The 17,539-nt window shown below is 64.0% G+C and carries 17 protein-coding genes; 3 read left to right on the top strand and 14 right to left on the bottom strand.

Annotated features, from left to right (window positions below; all coding sequences use genetic code 11):
* Positions 1 to 17: 17 nt before the first annotated feature.
* The 10 genes from C7402_RS38530 to C7402_RS38485 form a co-directional block, all read right to left on the bottom strand.
* Positions 18 to 806 carry an enoyl-CoA hydratase/isomerase family protein gene (locus tag C7402_RS38530; RefSeq protein ID WP_116614266.1) on the bottom strand — a complete coding sequence of 263 codons (789 nt, stop codon included), beginning with the start codon at positions 804 to 806 and terminating at the stop codon, positions 18 to 20.
* Positions 807 to 831: 25 nt separating this feature from the next.
* Complete coding sequence (locus tag C7402_RS38525; protein WP_116614265.1) at positions 832 to 2,043, bottom strand: acetyl-CoA C-acetyltransferase; 1,212 nt, start codon at positions 2,041 to 2,043, stop codon at positions 832 to 834.
* Between the two features lie 11 nt (positions 2,044 to 2,054).
* Positions 2,055 to 3,212, bottom strand: a complete 1,158-nt coding sequence (locus C7402_RS38520; RefSeq protein WP_116614264.1) for an acyl-CoA dehydrogenase family protein — start codon at positions 3,210 to 3,212, stop codon at positions 2,055 to 2,057.
* Between the two features lie 44 nt (positions 3,213 to 3,256).
* Positions 3,257 to 5,212, bottom strand: a complete 1,956-nt coding sequence (locus C7402_RS38515; protein WP_116614263.1) for an AMP-binding protein — start codon at positions 5,210 to 5,212, stop codon at positions 3,257 to 3,259.
* A 3-nt stretch (positions 5,213 to 5,215) separates the two neighbouring features.
* Complete coding sequence (locus tag C7402_RS38510) at positions 5,216 to 5,692, bottom strand: MaoC family dehydratase (protein ID WP_116614262.1); 477 nt, start codon at positions 5,690 to 5,692, stop codon at positions 5,216 to 5,218.
* A 29-nt stretch (positions 5,693 to 5,721) separates the two neighbouring features.
* Positions 5,722 to 6,618, bottom strand: a complete 897-nt coding sequence (locus tag C7402_RS38505; RefSeq protein WP_116614261.1) for an HpcH/HpaI aldolase/citrate lyase family protein — start codon at positions 6,616 to 6,618, stop codon at positions 5,722 to 5,724.
* Between the two features lie 107 nt (positions 6,619 to 6,725).
* Positions 6,726 to 7,529, bottom strand: a complete 804-nt coding sequence (locus tag C7402_RS38500; RefSeq protein WP_116614260.1) for an SDR family NAD(P)-dependent oxidoreductase — start codon at positions 7,527 to 7,529, stop codon at positions 6,726 to 6,728.
* A gap of 87 nt (positions 7,530 to 7,616) precedes the next feature.
* Positions 7,617 to 8,342 (bottom strand): GntR family transcriptional regulator, encoded by a 726-nt coding sequence (locus tag C7402_RS38495; protein ID WP_224045335.1) that lies wholly within the window; start codon positions 8,340 to 8,342, stop codon positions 7,617 to 7,619.
* Positions 8,343 to 8,382: 40 nt separating this feature from the next.
* Complete coding sequence (locus tag C7402_RS38490; protein WP_116614258.1) at positions 8,383 to 9,315, bottom strand: electron transfer flavoprotein subunit alpha/FixB family protein; 933 nt, start codon at positions 9,313 to 9,315, stop codon at positions 8,383 to 8,385.
* 5 nt (positions 9,316 to 9,320) lie between these two features.
* Entirely contained in the window at positions 9,321 to 10,076 is a 756-nt protein-coding gene (locus C7402_RS38485) for an electron transfer flavoprotein subunit beta/FixA family protein (protein WP_116614257.1), read from the bottom strand.
* A gap of 161 nt (positions 10,077 to 10,237) precedes the next feature.
* On the opposite strand from C7402_RS38485, the gene C7402_RS38480 reads away from it, so the two are divergent.
* A complete protein-coding gene (locus C7402_RS38480) occupies positions 10,238 to 11,026 on the top strand; it encodes an SDR family NAD(P)-dependent oxidoreductase (protein WP_224045334.1) in 789 nt (262 codons plus the stop codon).
* An 83-nt stretch (positions 11,027 to 11,109) separates the two neighbouring features.
* Here the strand turns inward: C7402_RS38480 and C7402_RS38475 are convergent, their stop codons facing one another.
* Positions 11,110 to 12,291, bottom strand: coding sequence for a CaiB/BaiF CoA transferase family protein (locus C7402_RS38475; RefSeq protein WP_116614256.1), 1,182 nt, complete (start codon positions 12,289 to 12,291; stop codon positions 11,110 to 11,112).
* A 292-nt stretch (positions 12,292 to 12,583) separates the two neighbouring features.
* Between C7402_RS38475 and C7402_RS38470 the strand changes: the two genes are divergently transcribed.
* Positions 12,584 to 13,498 (top strand): alpha/beta fold hydrolase, encoded by a 915-nt coding sequence (locus tag C7402_RS38470; RefSeq protein WP_116614255.1) that lies wholly within the window; start codon positions 12,584 to 12,586, stop codon positions 13,496 to 13,498.
* Here C7402_RS38470 and C7402_RS38465 read toward each other — a convergent pair.
* Positions 13,495 to 14,058 carry a nuclear transport factor 2 family protein gene (locus tag C7402_RS38465; RefSeq protein WP_165842097.1) on the bottom strand — a complete coding sequence of 188 codons (564 nt, stop codon included), beginning with the start codon at positions 14,056 to 14,058 and terminating at the stop codon, positions 13,495 to 13,497. The two genes, C7402_RS38470 and C7402_RS38465, sit on opposite strands and share 4 nt — an antisense overlap.
* A gap of 284 nt (positions 14,059 to 14,342) precedes the next feature.
* Between C7402_RS38465 and C7402_RS38460 the strand changes: the two genes are divergently transcribed.
* Entirely contained in the window at positions 14,343 to 15,077 is a 735-nt protein-coding gene (locus tag C7402_RS38460) for a GntR family transcriptional regulator (RefSeq protein WP_116614253.1), read from the top strand.
* A 70-nt stretch (positions 15,078 to 15,147) separates the two neighbouring features.
* Here the strand turns inward: C7402_RS38460 and C7402_RS38455 are convergent, their stop codons facing one another.
* Complete coding sequence (locus C7402_RS38455; RefSeq protein ID WP_308012647.1) at positions 15,148 to 16,278, bottom strand: CaiB/BaiF CoA transferase family protein; 1,131 nt, start codon at positions 16,276 to 16,278, stop codon at positions 15,148 to 15,150.
* 133 nt (positions 16,279 to 16,411) lie between these two features.
* On the bottom strand, positions 16,412 to 17,539 hold a 1,128-nt coding region (locus C7402_RS38450; protein ID WP_133254628.1), incomplete at its 5' end, for an electron transfer flavoprotein-ubiquinone oxidoreductase.

Raw genomic sequence — 17,539 nt, 5'->3', positions numbered from 1 at the left:
GGATCTCCTGAATGGGCTCAGACAAACTTCGGCGCACGGCGCTCGCGGTGCGAGCGCACGCCTTCCTTCACTTCGGGGCCGCCGAAGCCGAGGAATTCGAGGGCGAGCGAAGCGTCGAACAGCGGCATCTGCTGGCGATACCAGCCGTTGAGCGAGTACTTGGTCAGCGCGATGGCTTCCTGCGCGCCGTGTGCGAGTCGGTGCGCCACGTCGCGTGCGGTGTCGAGCAGCTTGTCGTCGTCCACGCAGCGCGAGACCAGGTTGATGCGCTCGGCCTCCTCGCCCGACATCGCCTCGCAGGTCAGCAGGTAGTACTTCGCCTTCGACATGCCGCACAGCAGCGGCCAGACCATCGACGCGTGATCGCCTGCCGCCACGCCAAGGCGCGTGTGCCCGTCGACGATCTTCGCCGTGCGCGCGGCGATCGAGATATCGGCCATCATCGCGACGATCAGGCCCGCGCCGACCGCCGGCCCATGAATGGCCGAGACGATGGGCTTGTTGCAGTTGATCATGTTGGACACCAGATCGCGCGTTTCGCGGTACACACGCATGCGCACGGCGTAGCTCTCGATCTGCGCGTCGATCAGGTCGAAGCTGCCTCCCGCCGAGAAAGCGCGGCCCTCGCCGCGCACCAGCACGACGCGCGTTTCGGGGTCGGCATCGATCACGGGCCATACCTTGGGCAGTTCGGCATGCACGCGCTCGTCGACCGCGTTGAGGTTGGGGCCGTCGAAGATCATTTCGAGCACGCCGTCTTCGTGACGCTCGAAGCGCATCGGAAATTGCTTGTATCGTTCCAGCATGAGTGATGTCTCCAGTCTTGATTGATTACGCAACGCGCTCGAACACGGCCGCGAGCCCCTGGCCGCCGCCGATGCACATCGTTTCAAGGGCGTAACGGCCCTTGCGCCGGTCGAGTTCGCGCAGCATCGTCGAGAGAATGCGCACGCCCGTCGCGCCAACCGGGTGGCCGAGCGAAATGCCCGAGCCGTTCACATTGAGGCGCTCGAAATCACCTGGCTCGAAGTTCAGACCCGCGGTGCAGGCGAGCACCTGGGCGGCAAACGCTTCGTTCAACTCAATGAGATCCAAGTCCTTGAGCGCGAGGCCGCTGCGACGCAGCACGGCCTGAACCGCGGGCACCGGACCGATGCCCATGCGTTCGGGCTCCACGCCCACTGCCGCCCAGCTCACGAGGCGGCCGAACGGCTTGAGGCCGAGCGACGCCGCTTTCTCGGGCGTCGTCACGATGCACGCCGCCGCGCCGTCGTTCTGCCCGCTCGCGTTGCCGGCGGTCACGGTCGATTCCTCGTCGACGCTGCGGCGCACGGCCTTCAGCGCGCTCAGGCTTTCCATCGTCACGTCGGCGCGCGGGTGTTCGTCCACCGTCACCTGCTGCACGCCCTTGCGGCTCGCGACCGGCACCGGCACGATCTCGTCCGCGAAGCGTCCTTCCTGCTGCGCACGCACCGCGCGTTCGTGCGAACGCATGGCAAGTTCGTCCTGCGCCCCGCGTGAAATGCGATAGTCCCGCCGCAGGTTCTCCGCCGTTTCGAGCATGCCCCCCGGCACGGGATGGAACCGGCCGCCCGAGGTGATGCGCCCGCGCGCAATGCGATCCCAGAACGGCGTGGAATCGCCGCGCACGCCAAAGCGCGAGCCCAGCACGTAGTGCTCCGCCTGGCTCATGCTTTCCGCGCCGCCCGCGATCACGAGATCGGCCACGCCCGTTTGCACGCGCATTGCCGCGTCGATCACGGCCTGCAAGCCGGAGCCGCAGCGCCGGTCGATCTGGAGGCCCGGAATGCGCACGCCGAGCCCGGCGTCGAGCGCGGCCACGCGGCCGATCGCGGGCGCCTCGCCGTTCGGATAGCACTGGCCGAAAATCACGTCGTCGATATCGCCTTCGTGCAGGAAGGTGCGGCGCACCAGCTCGCGCAGCACCGTTTCGGCGAGCTGCACGGCCGGAATGTCGCGGAACACGCCGCCATAGCGGCCTACGGGCGTGCGAACCGGTTCACAGATGACGGCTTCTCTCATCGCATCGCTCCTCAATAGGACTTGGGCAGGCCAAGCACCTTTTCCGACACGTAGTTCAGCACCATCTCCTGCGAGACCGGGGCGATCTTCAGCAAACGCGCCTCACGCCACAGGCGCTCGATGTGATACTCGCGTGCGTAGCAGAAGCCGCCGTGCGTTTGCATCGCGCGGTCGCACACCTCGAAGGCCGCTTCGGTGGCGAGGAACTTCGCGGCGTTGGCCTCGGGGCCGCAGGGCTTTTCCGCGTCGTACAAATGCGCGGCCTGCTCGGCCATCATCTGCGACGCCTGGAGGCGCATCCACGAATCCGCGAGCGGGTGCGCCACGGCCTGGTTCTTGCCGATCGGGCGGTTGAACACGACGCGCGTGTTCGCATAGTCCACGGCGAGATCGAGCGCGCGGCGGCCAAGGCCGATCTGCTCCCATGCCACGACGATGCGCTCGGGGTTCAGGCCATCGAGCAGATACTTGAAGCCCTTGCCGACTTCGCCAACCACTTCGTCATCGCCCACTTCGAGGTTCTCGATGAACAGCTCGTTGGTGTCGATGGCGTTGCGCGCCAGCTTCTCGATCGGCGTGGCCGTGATCGCCTTGCGGTCCATCTTCGTGAAGAACAGCGTCATGCCGTCGTACGGGCGCTCGTCGTTGCGCGGCGAAGTGCGCGCGAGCAGCAGGATGCGGTCGGCGTTCTGCGCATTCGTGATCCACACCTTCTGGCCGTTGATGACCCAGCGGCCATCGCGGCGCTCGGCGCGCGTCGTGATGCGCGAGGTATCCACGCCCGCCGTCGGCTCGGTCACGCCGAAGCACATGAGGCTCTTGCCCGAAGCGATGTCCGGCAGATACTTGCGCTTGAGCGCTTCCGACGCGTGGCGAATCACCGGGCCCGGCGGGAAAATATAGAAGTGAATGGCCGAGGCGCCGTTCGAGCCGCCAAAATACGCGGCCTCCTGCAACATCGTGGCGGCGGCCGTCAGGCCGAGGCCCATTCCACCGTACTCCTCAGGAATCATCGAACCCAGCCAGCCGCCTTCGGCAAATGCCTGAATGAAGTCGCTGGGATACTTGCCCTGCGTGTCGTGCTCGCGCCAGTAGTCGAGGTCGAAGCGCGAAGCCAGCGCACGCGCCGATTCGCGGATCATTTGCAGGTCGTTACTATCGGTAGTCATATGGATTCCTGATTATGCTGTTTAAATTCAATGCGCTGTGATCACTAACGCGCGGAAATGTATTCAAGCGGCGTCAGCGCGTCGTGCGCCGACATGTCGCCCACCGGCTGCCCGAGATAGCGGGCCCGGATCGCGCGCCGCATGATCTTGCCGTTCTTCGTTTTCGGCAGACCCTGCACCACCACCACCTCGGCGGGGGCCATTGCCTTGCCGAGCTTGCGCGTGACGGCCGCGACCAGTTCCCCGGGTGAAGGCTCGGGTGCGCCGGGCCGGCCGACCACGAAGGCAACGACCTGCTGGCCCTTGATCTCATCGGGCACGCCGATCACGGCGGCCTCGGCCACGTCGGGCTGCGCGACCAGCGCCGACTCGATCTCCGCCGGACCGACACGGCGACCGCCGATCTTGAGCGTGTCGTCGGAACGGCCGTGGATATGCCAGTAACCGCTGGCGTCCACACTGGCGAGATCGCCGTGCACCCACACGTTGTCCCAGCGCGACCAGTACGTCTCCAGATAGCGGTCGTTATCGCGCCAGAAGCCATGCGCCATGCCCGGCCACGTGTTGAGCATCACGAGCTCGCCGATCTCCGCCGTGGGTGCGCCTTCGCCGCCGAACACGTCCACGTCCATGCCGGGCAGCGGACCGCTGAACGACGCGGGCGATTGCGGCGTGATCGTGTAGCACGAGAGAATGCCGCCGCCGGTTTCCGTGCCCCCCGTGTAGTTGAGGATCGGCAGACGCGAAGCGCCGACTGTCTCGAACAGCCAGTGCCACGTCGGCTCATCCCAGGCTTCGCCCGTGGACGCGAACGCCCGCAACGTGCCGAGTTCCGCTTGCGGCCGCGCGCCTGCCGTGATGGCCCGCAAGCCGCGCGCCGCCGTGGGCGAAATGCCGAACACCGTCACGCGATTGCGCTCGACAAGACGCCAGAGCCGGTCGACCGCGGGATAGTCGGGAAGCCCTTCGGTCATCACGATCGTCGTGCCGCAGTGCAAGCCGGCTACGATCATCAGCGGACCGAGCATCCATCCCATATCGCAGATCCAGCCCAGCACATCGTCTTCCTGCAAATCGAACGCGTAGCCGAAGTCGATGGTGGACTTCAGCAGATAGCCCAGATGCGAGTGAACAATGCCCTTGGGCGCGCCTGTCGTGCCCGACGTATAGATGATGAAGAGGGGATGATTGGGATCGAGCGCCTGCGGCGCGGCGGCTTCGCGCGTGAGTGGAGCCGCGACGTCTTCCCACCAGTGATCGCGTCCTGACTGCATCGCGACCGGCACGCCGGTCGAGCGGATCACCACGACGTGGCGAACCGTGGGCGACATCTCCACGGCGCCGTCGGCGATGGACTTCATTGCGATCGGCTTGCCCCGGCGGGTCGTCGTATCGACGGTGACGAGCACGCTCGCCTGCGCGGCTTGCAGGCGCGTCGCCAGCGATTCGCTGCCGTAGCCGGAGAACGCCGGCACCACGATCGCGCCGATCTTCGCGCAGCCCATGACGGCCACCGCGGCCTCGGGCACGGGCGGCATGAACAGCGCCACGCGATCGCCCTTGCCCACGCCAAGACGCTCGAGGCCGGCCGCGAACCGGTCGACTTCGCGCTTAAGTGCGGCGAAAGTGAGGCTGCGCCGCTGTCCGGAATCGCCTTCGTAGACCACGGCCTCGCGTTGCGCCTGAGCCGGATTGAGCGCATGCCGGTCGACGCAGCTTTCCACGATGTTCAGCGTCGCACCGGAAAACCAGCGCGGAAACACACGGCCTTCCGATTCGTCGCGCACCGACTTCGTATCGCCGCGCAGCGGAATGCCAAGGTTCTCGGCTGCCGCGGCCCAGAACCATTCAGGACGCTCGACCGAGGCGCGGTGAAAGTCCTCGATAGTCTCGAAGCCCCACTGCTTCATGGCCGAAGCGAGTCTGCTGCGTTTCAGATGTTCGGCTCCCGGCCGCCAGACGGCGGCCTGCGTTTTCCCGAAACTATTGCGGCTCGCCATGGCTCAGGCCTGCTTGCGTTGGCTTTCGACCCAGGCGCGCTTGAGCATCAAACCGGCGCGCTTCATTTCGCACACGATTTCGTCGCGCTGGTTATAGGCCACGTGCTTGAAGAACACGATGCCGGAGTCCTCGCGCTTTTTCGACTCGCGGCGATCGAGGATTTCCGTGGTCACGCGAATGGTGTCGCCATGAAACACGGGCTTCGGAAACTTGATCTCTTCGAAGCCGAGATTGCCGAGCGTGGTGCCGATCGTCGTATCGATCACCGTGACGCCGGTCACGAGGCCGAGCAGGAACATGCTGTTCACGATGCGCTGGCCGAAGATGCTGTCCTTGCTGTACTCGGCGTCGATATGCAGCGGCGCGCAGTTGTACGTGAGCGCGGAATAGAGCGTGTTGTCCATCTCCGTCACGGTTCTGCGAATTGCATGCTCGACAACGAGACCGGGTTCGAGCTGTTCGTAATAGAGGCCTGCCATGGTGCTTTCCTTAAACGTTGAGAGACGGATCAATGCGCGCGTTCGGTGAGCGCCTTGTGCAGCGCGAGGACTTCGCGTGCGGTTTTGATATGCGCGTAGTCGATGTGCTGCCCTTCGTACACCACGGCGGCAATCCCCTTCGCTTCGGCCTGCTCGAACGCTTCGACCATGCCCGAGTAGAAAATGACGTCTTGCGCCGAAGGCGAGAAAACCTCATTGGCCACGGCGATATGCGACGGGTGAATCAGCACCTGGCCGCGGAACCCCAACTGACGGTTTTGCTCGGAGAAGCGGCGCGCCCCTTCCGGATCCTTCAGATCCTGGAAGACGCCGACGATGGGAAACTGAAGGCCGGCGGCGCGCGTGGCGAGCACGGCGCGGCTGCGCAAATACACGGTTTCGAGACCGTCCGGCGTGAACTGGAAACCGAGCGAGCGGGACACATCGGCATCCTTGGCGGTGCCCGCGAAAAGCGTCGCCACCCGTGGGGAAGCCGCGATCATCTGCTCGCATTCGGCGTAGGCCTGCGCGGTTTCCAGCGAGAGCAGGAATTCGATGGAGCCCGCCTTCACGCCATTGCGGCGCTCGAAGTAGGTCACCAGCGCGTCGAATGCCACGATGTCGCGTGCGCCATACGTCTTGGGAAGCACGAAGCCGTCGAGGCCCTCGATCGCGACGCTCGCAATGTCGTCGCCGGACATGCCGGTCTCCAGCGCATTCAGACGGACATACACGCCCACCTTGCGGCTGCCCTTCGCAAGCGTGCGAATGGATGCGGCGACCACGCGCCGCGCCTCCTCCTTGAGGTCGAGCGGGACGGAATCTTCGAGATCGAGAATGACCCCGTCCGCTCCCGCCGCCACGGCCTTTTCTGCCCACCCTTCGCGATGTCCGGGAACGAACAGTATGGAACGCATGAACTGCATGCTGCCTCCTTCGTCATGTTTTTTGCATTATACACAATGCATGATTTGTGCAAAACGCCGAAATCCGCCCTTCGGCGTCGCCTTGCCCGGGGCTGGCCCGGTCGCTTCTACATATATTTCGCGGTCACACCACCATCGACGACGATGGTTTCGCCCGTCACATAGCTCGCCATATCGGAGAGCAGGAACAACACGACATCCGCAACTTCCGCCGGGCGCCCCGCGCGCGCCAGCGGCGCTCGCCCCTGAACGCGCTGGTTCAGCGCCTCCTCGCTCATCTGCTGGATGGGCGTCTGGATGATGCCGGGCGCAACGCCGTTCACGCGCACACCGTATTCGCCGAGGTCGATGGCAAGCGCACGCGTGAGATTGATCACCGCCGCCTTCGAGGACGCGTAGGCAGCGCGGCGCTCCCTCGCGCACATCCCCGCAATCGACGCCAGCGTGACGATGCTGCCCGCCTTCGCCGCCGCCAGCTGGCGTGCGACGGCGCGACAAAAATAGAGCACGCCATTGAGATTCACATCGATCACGCGCCGCCAGTCGTCGTCCTGCAATTCCAGCACGTGCGCGGCATGGCTGATGCCGGCGTTCGCGACCGCGTGAGTCACCGGGCCGTGCTCGCGCTTGATCCGCTCCAGACAAGCATCGACCGCCTTCGAATCCGTGACGTCGAGCAGATACGCGAAATCCGGGGCGACACCCTCCGACGCATAGACCTCCCGCGCTGCGGCAGCGAGGTGTCGCTCGTCGAAATCGAGGAGCAGCGGCGTTGCGCCGGCTTCACGCAGACGCTTACAGATGGCAAGCCCGATACCGGAAGCCGCACCGGTGACCGGCACGATCGCCCCCCTCAATCCTGGCGCAAGCCAGGACGCCGCCTGGCTTTCCCCATCTTCGCGATAAGTCATTGATTACCCTCCGAGCCCACGTCAAGCCACTTTCACGACTCGCTTTCATGCTACGTCGAGTCACTTACACGTCAAATGTATAATATATTATTTGAATTGTATAGCCAGGACATTTCCCGGCTCCTGCCCGGCGTCCCACGCGTTCTGCCGGTCGAGCATCGAAATGAGATGCTCGCCGCCGCTCAGCACATGGCTGTACATGCTCGCGCGCGCGGCATTGGCGTCGCGCGCGCGAATCGCCGCGATGATGACGGGATGACTTTCCACCGCCTCGTTCAACTGACCTTCGATGCGCGTATAGAAGCGATTCGGCAGTTGCTTGACGAGGCTCCCCTGCAACAAGGCCAGACGCGGCGATTGCGCGGCGAGATTGATCTGCCGGTGAAACGCGTGCCCTAGCCGCGTGACCCTGGCGCCCTCGTTCGCCGCAATCGCGGCGCGATGCTCGTCCTCCAGCGCCTCCAGACGATCGACTTCGTCCGCGGGCATCATCAGCGCCGCGCGCGCCGCGAGTTCCGCGCCCACGGTCGCCTGCGCCCAGAAGATGTCACGCACGTCGTCCTTGCTGAAGCTGTTGACGACGAAGCCCCTGCGCGGCAGCAGGCGGACAAAGGATTCGCTCTGAAGCTTCAGCAAGCCTTCGCGAACCGGTGTCGTGCTGATGCCAAGCGCCCTCGCTATCGCCTCGATGCGGAGGAATTCGCCTTTGGCGAGCTTCCCCGAAAAGATCTGCTCGCGCAGATGCGAAGCGACGGACTCCGACAACTGAAGCCCACCGGTATAGTCGGCGAGTGATTCCGATCTGGATTCCAAGGCCCGCTCCCGTTGATTCATCGTGAGGCAATGCGCGCGACTAGAGCGCCGCCGCCAGTTCCGGCACGGCTTCGAAGAGATCCGCCACGAGCCCGTAGTCGGCAACCGAAAAAATCGGCGCCTCGGGATCCTTGTTGATCGCAACGATGACCTTGCTGTCCTTCATGCCGGCCAGGTGCTGGATCGCACCGGAGATGCCCACGGCCACATAGAGTTGCGGCGCGACGATCTTGCCCGTCTGTCCCACCTGATAGTCGTTGGTCACATAACCCGCGTCGACGGCGGCGCGGCTCGCGCCCAATGCCGCGCCCAGTTTGCCCGCAAGCGGCTCGAGCACGCTCGCGTAGTTTTCCCCGCTGCCAAGACCGCGCCCGCCCGACACCACGATCTTCGCGGCCGCGAGTTCCGGCCGGTCGAGCTTCGTGGTGGCGCGGCTCACGAAGCGAGTGCGGCCGAACCCCGCGCCTGGCGGCAGCGCCTCGATCGGCGCAGTCGCGTTGCCCTCAGCCTGCGCCTCGAACGCCGTTGCGCGCACGGTCATCACCTTGATGGGATCGGCGCTGCGCACCGTCGCGATCACGTTCCCCGCGTACATGGGACGCTCGAACGTGTCGGGGCTCACCACCTTGGTGATTTCGGAAATCTGCGCGACATCGAGCAACGCGGCGAGGCGAGGCGCCACGCTTTTGCCGAACGCGCTGGCCGGCGCAAGAATGTGGCTGTAGTCTCTCGCGAGATCGACCACCTGCGCGGCAACGCTTTCCGGCAGCGATTCGCGCAATGCCTCGCCATCTGCCAGCAGCACCTTGGCGACACCCGTCACCTTCGCAGCCTGCCCGGCGACAGCCGCACAGTCCGCGCCAGCCACGATCACATGCACGTCTGGCCCGCATGCGCATGCCGCGCGAATCACGTTCAACGTAACGGGTTTCAATGCAGCGCCGTCGTGCTCGGCGATAACCAGAATACTCATGACGCTCAGCCCTCCAGAACTTTCGCTTCGTTTTTGAGTTTGTCGATCAGCGCGGCGACGTCCGGCACGCGCACCCCGCCACCGCGCCGTGCGGGCTCGGCATAGTGCAGCGTGGTCAACCGAGGGGAAATATCGACGCCGAGATCCGCGGGCGTCACGACATCCAGAGGCTTTTTCTTCGCCTTCATGATGCTCGGCAAAGTGACATAGCGCGGCTCGTTCAGACGCAGATCGGTCGTGACGACGGCAGGCAAATCCAGCGAGAGCGTCTCGAGCCCGCCGTCGATCTCGCGCGTGACGACAAGTGCGCCGCCTTCGACCTTGAGCGCCGAAGCGAATGTGGCCTGCGGAAGGTCCGCCAGCGCCGCCAGCATCTGGCCGGTCTGATTGCAGTCGTCGTCGATCGCCTGCTTGCCCAGAATGACCAGTTGCGGCTGCTCCCGGTCGCACACGGCCTTCAGCAGCTTCGCCACCGCGAGCGGCTCCACGCTGTCGCCCGACTCCACGAGGAGCGCGCGGTCCGCGCCCATGGCGAGCGCCGTGCGCAAGGTTTCCTGACTCGCGGCCGACCCGCAGCTCACGGCAAGCACTTCCGAAACCACGCCGGCCTCGCGCAGGCGCACGGCCTCCTCCACGGCGATCTCGTCGAACGGGTTCATGCTCATCTTCACGCTGGCGAGATCCACCGCGCTGCCGTCGCTCTTCACGCGGACTTTCACGTTGAAGTCCACCACCCGCTTTACCGCCACCAGTACCTTCATTGATCGCACTCCCTAAAACGGTGAACCCGGCGCAACGACGACTCTCAAGACGATTTTCGTAGTCACGCGGCACATGTAAATATATTATGCATTATGCGCGCGGCTTGTCAACGAGCAAACGCGTATTCCTGTAGATCGACTTACTGTGAGGAACTCCCGCAATGATGCGTTTCAAGGATCAAATCGTCGTAGTCACCGGCGCGGCACGAGGAATCGGGCTCGCCGCCGCCCAGCAGTTCGCGCGCGAAGGCGCGCATGTGTTCGTCAACGACCTGGACGGCGACGCACTCGAGGAAGCCGTCAGCATGGTCAGAAGCGAGGGCGGCAGCGCACAAGGCCTGCCCGCGGACGCGAGCGACGAAGCGAACGTGAGCGCTCAGGTCGAGAAGGTCGTGGCCACTCATGGTCACATCGACGTGCTGGTCAATAACGCCGGCATCATGATGCGCCACGCCGCGCACGAGCTCACGCCGCAGACCTGGCGCCGCGCGATGTCGATCAATCTCGACGGCTGCTTTTACTGGGCGCATGCCGTTGCGCGCGCATCGATGATCCCGCGCCGGCGTGGCGCGATCGTCAATGTCGCCTCGCTTGCCGGCCTCGTCGCGATTCCCAACGGCGCGGCCTACGTGGCGTCGAAGCATGGCGTGGTGGGCCTCACGAAGGCCCTCGCCATCGACTGGGGCCGTTACAACATTCGCGTCAATGCCGTGTGCCCGGGCATGACGTGGACCGATCTGTTCAAGGCGGACCGCGAACGCAACCCGGCGATGTTCGTCGAACGGGAACGCCGCATTCCGTTGGGCCACGCCGCGCAGCCGGAGGAACAGGCGCACGCCATCGCGTTTCTCGCTTCGCCGCAGGCATCCTCGGTGCACGGCCTGATCATGAACGTGGACGGCGGCAATCTTGCCTTCGCTTCGGGCTCGTCCCTCCCCGCGCATTCATGAACGCGCCTGGGCGGTAAACGCCAATCAGCCTCGACCCGTTGCGGATCGAGGCTGAGAGCCGGCACGCGGCCGGCAATGCTGCACTAACCCGCGCTCGCCACCGTACCGTTCGCGATCAGCGCTTCGACTTCGGATTCGGACAGAATCTCGCGAAGCACCTGGCGCGTGTGCTCGCCGACATGCGCCGTCGGTTCGCCCCGCTGCGGGCGCTGTCCGTCGAAGCGCCATGGCGGTCGCACGAGTGTCTGCCCGTCCGGCGACGCGCCCATCAACTCCAGCCAACGGACCTGCGGATGCGCAGCAAGCTCGCTCAAGCTCAACACCGGCGCATAAGGGACATCGGCTTCGGCAAGGCGACGCTCCCATTCGTCGCGCGAGCGCGTGGCGAAAGCCTCCTCCAGAATCGCGACCAGCGCCCGATAGTTCTCCGGAACCACGCGGTCGGAGTAACGCCGAAAACGCGGATCGTCGAACAGATCGGGACGCTCGATCGCACGCGTGAGCGCCGCCCAGAACTTCTCGGAACCCGAGAGATGCAGCGTAACGGCGCCGCCCGACGCCGTGTTCAGGCAGAAGTTCTGCGCTTGCGGGTGCCGCGACTCGCGTGTCGGATCCTGGCTGGTTTCCGAGCGCTGCGTGATCGCGTCGATCGTCAGCAGCGAGATAGCTTCGAGCAGCGAAGTCTCGACCAGCGCACCCGTGCCCTCGCGCGAACGCTCACGCCCCAGCAGCGCCGCGAGTATGCCCATGGTCGCGCTCACGCCGGTAATCAGGTCTGCCAGGCAAGTGCCAGTCAAACGCGCATGCCCCTCGTCGTTCATCATGTGGTAGAAGCCGCCGTAGCTCTGACCGATGGTGTCATAAGCCGGCCGGTCCGAGAGCGGCCCCCCGCTGCCGAACCCCGACACCGACGCATAGACGAGACGCGGATTGATCTCGCGGCAAACCTCCACACCCAGGCCGAGCTTCTCCATCTTGCCGGGGCGCATGTTCTCCGTTAGCACATCGAACTGGGGAAGCAGCGTCTTGATGAGCCTCACGCCTTCGGGCGACTTGAGATCCACGGCCACGCTTCTCTTGCCTGCGTTGTACTGGACAAAGTAGTGGCTGGCGTTGCCGATGCCCCGGCGGAAGGCCTCGCCGTCGAGCGGTTCGATCTTCACGACATCCGCACCCAGCGCGGACAACAACATGCCCGCATAGGGGGCGGAAATATAGGCTCCGACTTCCAGCACTCTGACGCCTGCCAGCGGCTTACTGCTCATATCAACGTCTCCTCCTTATCGGCTCAAGGCTGAATATGCGACATTCCACGTGCGCTTGCAGGATCACCGCACGTCGCGCCATTCAGGATTCAGAAGTGCACCTTAACTTCTGCATAATGTATAATTATAGGCGCTTACTCAGCGAGTTCCTTCCGGGTAAACACTGAATACCGCCTGAAACAGTCGATGCGAGACGAAGTTAGCGATGCCAACCCGGAAATCTCACGATCAATTTCATGCATTATTTTCGCTAAGTCGGTCATAGTTTCCGGCCTGCATAGCATACTGAGCGATGCAAAACCTTCAAAATCCTTTCGATATCGCACGCACCCGACTGCCGGGCACTCCTGAGCCCATGCATGTCTGGACCGGCGCAAACAGCGTACGCATTGCCGGCGATGTATGGGGCGCGGAGTCCGCCCCACTTGTGGTCCTGCTCCATGGCGGCGGGCAAACCCGCCACTCGTGGCGTGGCACCGGACAGGAACTCGCCGGGCACGGCTACCGGGTCGTCGCCTTCGACGCACGGGGGCACGGAGATTCGGCCTGGGCAGCGGACGCAGACTACAGCCAGGATGCTTTCGTTCGCGATCTCGCGTGCGTGGTCGATGCGCTCGGCGACCCGCACCCCGCGATCATCGGCGCCTCGCTAGGCGGCAACACCGGCCTTGCGGCCGTGGGCGAAGGTGCACTGGATGCGAGCGCCCTGGTCCTCGTCGACGTCGTGCCCAAAACGACGCGCACGGGTTTCGAGCGCATCCAGGCGTTCATGAAACAGAAGCCCGAGGGATTCGCCTCGCTCGACGAAGTCGCCGATGCGGTGGCCCAATATCGCGCCGACGGGAAGCGGCCCCGTCACAACGCAGGCCTGGCGAAAAACGTTCGCAAGAGTGCAAGCGGGCGTTATTTCTGGCACTGGGATCCGCAATTTCTGGCGACACGCGAAGCCGACCTGGCATTGCGCCACGCCCGCCTCTCGCGCGCCGCACGACGGCTGCGGGCACCGACCCTGCTGGTGCGTGGCGCGAGTTCGGATGTGGTCACGGATGAAGGCGTTGCCGAGTTTCTCGACCTGTGCCCCCACGCCGAGTACGTCAATATCGAAGCGGCCGGGCATATGGTCGCCGGCGACGACAACGACGTGTTTGGCCACGCGACCGCCGCCTTCCTCGAACGTCACCTCGCGAACGCCCGGCGAGCCAGCTAGCCGCCGGACGCGCCAAAGAGCGCCTGCTTCGCGGCGTAGAGCGCGTCCGTCTTGTCGCGCGTTCCCCACGTGAGCGGCGCGCTGCGCATGCCGCCCTCCGCCACCGACGTGAACGCCGCATCGACCACCACCACGCGATGCGCGACCTTCCACTCGCCGTCGCGACGCTCGAAGCGGTCGACATAGCGCCCCCAGGCCTGACGGCACAACTGGTCCTGCGGACCCAGATCTTCCCGCTCGCCCGCAACCGGCTTGCGCAGGCGCCGACTCGCGAAGTATGTCTCGACCAGCGCTACGTCTGGCCCCGCGAACTCGATCAGACAGTTGCCGAGAAAGTGGATCGAGTTGTCCACGCCGGCAAAGCGCAGATCGAGCCATTCGACCAGACCGTCGATTCCCCCCTTGTATTCGCCATGATCGTCGTAGGCATCGGAATGATAGGCGCTGCGCAGGGCGTCCCAATCGCCCCGGTCGACGCCACGCGCGTAACGGCACATCGCATCGGAAATCTCGATTCGATCCGAAATCCGTTGAATGGCAAGCACTGCGTTATCTGACATATGGACCTTCTCCCATAGAGTTGACGAGCCACCGCATCGACAGTGCGGCCGATGCTCTATCGATACTATATTATGCATTATTTAAGTGATGGCGAACCACCCTTGTTTCACCCGACTTAAGGTCAAAATACCCGCTGAAGGCCGATCCAGCCGACCAGACAAACGCGGATCGCCTGGTTCGCAATATGATATATTATGCAAACGGGCATTATTTTTGCGACTTGAATCGTACTGAGAGAAAAAGAGCCATGGCACGCACGGCAGCGATGGACAAAAAAAGCGGAATGGATACCGATCCCGACATGGGGTCACAGGGTGCGCAACCCCTCAAGGGCGGCGCGGGCCGGCTGCAACTTTCCGAAGCAGTCGCGATGCATCTGCGCGAGCAAATCATATCGGGCAAACTCAGCCCCGGCGAATTTCTGCGCATCGATGCAATCGCGAGCGAACTTGGTGTGAGTTCCACCCCGGTCCGCGAGGGACTGCTCCTGCTGCAAAGCGAGTCGATCGTCCGGCTGATTCCCCGTCGCGGTTTCGTCGTGGTGGGACTGCGCGCCGACGACCTGCTGGATCTGTTCTGGGCGCAGGCCACGATCGGCGCGGAGCTTGCCGCGCGCGCCGCCGTCGTCATGACGAGCGAGGACATCGCCGTGCTACAGGACCTTGACGAGCAACACCAGCAGGCCGTGGCCAACGGCGAACATGCGCTCGCGGCGCGCCTCGGGCATCTGTTTCACCGCAAGATCAATCTTTCGGCGCAATCTCCGCGCCTCGCGCAGTTGCTCGGCAATCTCACGCGGCAATTGCCCAATCGCTTCTATGCGAGCATCGAAGGGCAACTCCAGGGTGCGGTGGACTACCACCCCATCATCGTGAACGCCATTCGCGTGCAGGACGCCGAGTCGGCCCGCTCGCTGATGTTCCGCCACATACTCAACGGCGGCAAGCAACTGGTCGCAACGCTCGAGCGCAACGAAGCCTCGAACCAAAGCGAAGCAAGCAGCGATAACGACGAGTGAGCCAACTCCGGAGGTCCCGGCTGCTCAGGCAGCCGGGACGTCCGCATCGCTTGCGTGCGCAACCAGCACCTCAAATCACACTCGCTGTCCGCAGACGCTCGATCTCGTCGTCACTCAACCCGCTCTCCCTCAGAATTTCGACGGTATGCTCGCCGACGCCCGGAGCAGGCGTCGGACAATCCGCCGTTGTGCGGCTGAATTTCGGCGCGGGGGCGGGTTGCATGACGCCCCCGCATTCCACGAAATTGCCGCGCGCGATCTGCTGAGGATCGTTGGGCGCCTCTGCCAGCGACAGCACGGGTGAAAAGCAGGTATCGGTGCCGTCGAACGCGGCACACCATTCGTCACGCGTGCGGGTTTTGAATACCTCCGAGAAAAGCGCCTTCAGTGCAGGCCAGCTTGTTTTGTCGTGCTGATCCGGCAGTCGTTCGACGTCGAGCCCCAGCACGTTCAGCGTCGCTTTGTAAAACCGTGCCTCATTGGATCCCAAGGCCACGTAGCGCCCGTCCTTCGTCTCATAGACGCCATAGAACGGCGCCCCCGAGTCGAGCCGGTTCGAGCCGCGTTCATCGGTCCAGTAGCCGGCCGCAAACAGCCCATAGATCATGGTCATGAGGGACGTCGCGCCGTCGATCATGCCCGCATCGACAATCTGCCCCTTGCCCGATATGCGCGCCTCATGCAGCGCGCACATGACACCGAACGCCAGATACATCGCGCCACCGCCGAAGTCGCCCACGAGATTCAACGGGACTTCCGGCACGCCGTTCTTCTGGCCTATCGCATGCAGCGCGCCCGTCAAGGCGATGTAGTTGATGTCGTGGCCAGGCGCTTGCGCCATGGGGCCCGTTTGGCCCCAGCCCGTCATGCGTCCGTAAATCAGCTTCGGATTGTGCGCCATGCAGACATCGGGACCAAGCCCAAGGCGCTCCATGACGCCAGGGCGAAAGCCCTCGATCAAAATGTCCGACCGCCGCACGAGCCGCATGAAGATATCGGCGGCCTCGGGGCGCTTGAGGTCCAGCACAAGCGAGCGCCGGTTGCGAAACATGATCTCGTAACGGCGATCCACAGGCAAACCGCTTTCAGAGGAATCCTTTCTATCGATGCGGATAACGTCCGCGCCCAGATCCGCCATCAACATGGCGCAAAATGGAGCAGGACCTACGCCACCCGCTTCGAGCACCGTCAGCCCGCTCAACGGCCCACGACGGCCAGTTTTGCTATTCATTGCGATTCTCCGAACTCATCTTTTGTCAATTCGTCATTCACGCGCACGGAGCGCGTTGTACGACCAGGTTGTGCTTCCCTCTTGAACTGCGCTTGCCTGCTTGCTACATGTTCGGATAGTTCGGGCCGCCACCGCCTTCCGGCGTGACCCACACGATGTTCTGCGTCGGGTCCTTGATGTCGCAGGTCTTGCAGTGCACGCAGTTCTGCGCGTTGATCTGGAGGCGATCGCCGCCGTCGTCTTCCTTCACGAACTCGTAGACCGCCGCCGGGCAGAAGCGCGATTCCGGGCCCGCGTAGCTGCGCAGGTTCACGTTCACGGGCACGTTCGCGTCCTTGAGCGTCAGGTGCGCGGGCTGGTTTTCCTCGTGGTTCGTGTTGGAGATGAACACGGAGGAAAGCCGGTCGAACGTGAGCTTGCCGTCAGGTTTCGGATACTCGATCGGCTTGCACTGCGAGGCCGGCTTCAGCATCTCGTGATCGCGATGCTGGTGATGCAGCGTCCACGGCACGTTTCCGCCCAGCAGCTTCTGCTCGATGCCGACCATAAACGTGCCTAGGTACAGGCCCTTGCTCATCCACTGCTTGAAGTTGCGCGCCTTGTAGAGCTCCGTGTAGAGCCACGACTGCTTGAAACCTTCGGGGTACTGCGTGAGTTCGTCGCTCTGACGGCCCGCCTGCACGGCTTCGAATGCCGCATCGGCGGCCAGCATGCCGGTCTTGATCGCCGCGTGGCTGCCCTTGATGCGCGAGGCGTTCAGGAAGCCCGCATCGTCGCCCACGAGCGCGCCGCCGGGGAACACGAGCTTCGGCAGCGACATCAGGCCGCCCGCCGTGATCGCACGCGCGCCATACGAGACGCGCTTGCCGCCTTCGAGGTACTTGCGGATTTCCGGGTGCGTCTTGTAGCGCTGGAATTCCTCGAACGGCGAGAGGTACGGGTTCTGGTATGCGAGACCGACGACAAAACCCACCATCACCTGGTTGTTGTCGATGTGATACAGGAACGAGCCGCCGTAGGTATCGGACTCAAGCGGCCAGCCGGCCGTGTGGATCACGAGGCCGGGCTTGTGCTTGGAGGGATCGATCTCCCACAGTTCCTTGATGCCGATACCGTAGACCTGCGGGTCCGAGTCACGGCCGAGCTTGAACTTCTCGTTCAGCTGACGGCCCAGATGCCCGCGGCAGCCTTCGCAGAACAGCGTGTACTTGGCATGCAGTTCCATGCCGAG

Source organism: Paraburkholderia unamae (genome assembly GCF_003096875.1).
Lineage (GTDB): Bacteria > Pseudomonadota > Gammaproteobacteria > Burkholderiales > Burkholderiaceae > Paraburkholderia > Paraburkholderia unamae.
This window is presented reverse-complemented; position numbering and strand designations above follow the sequence as displayed.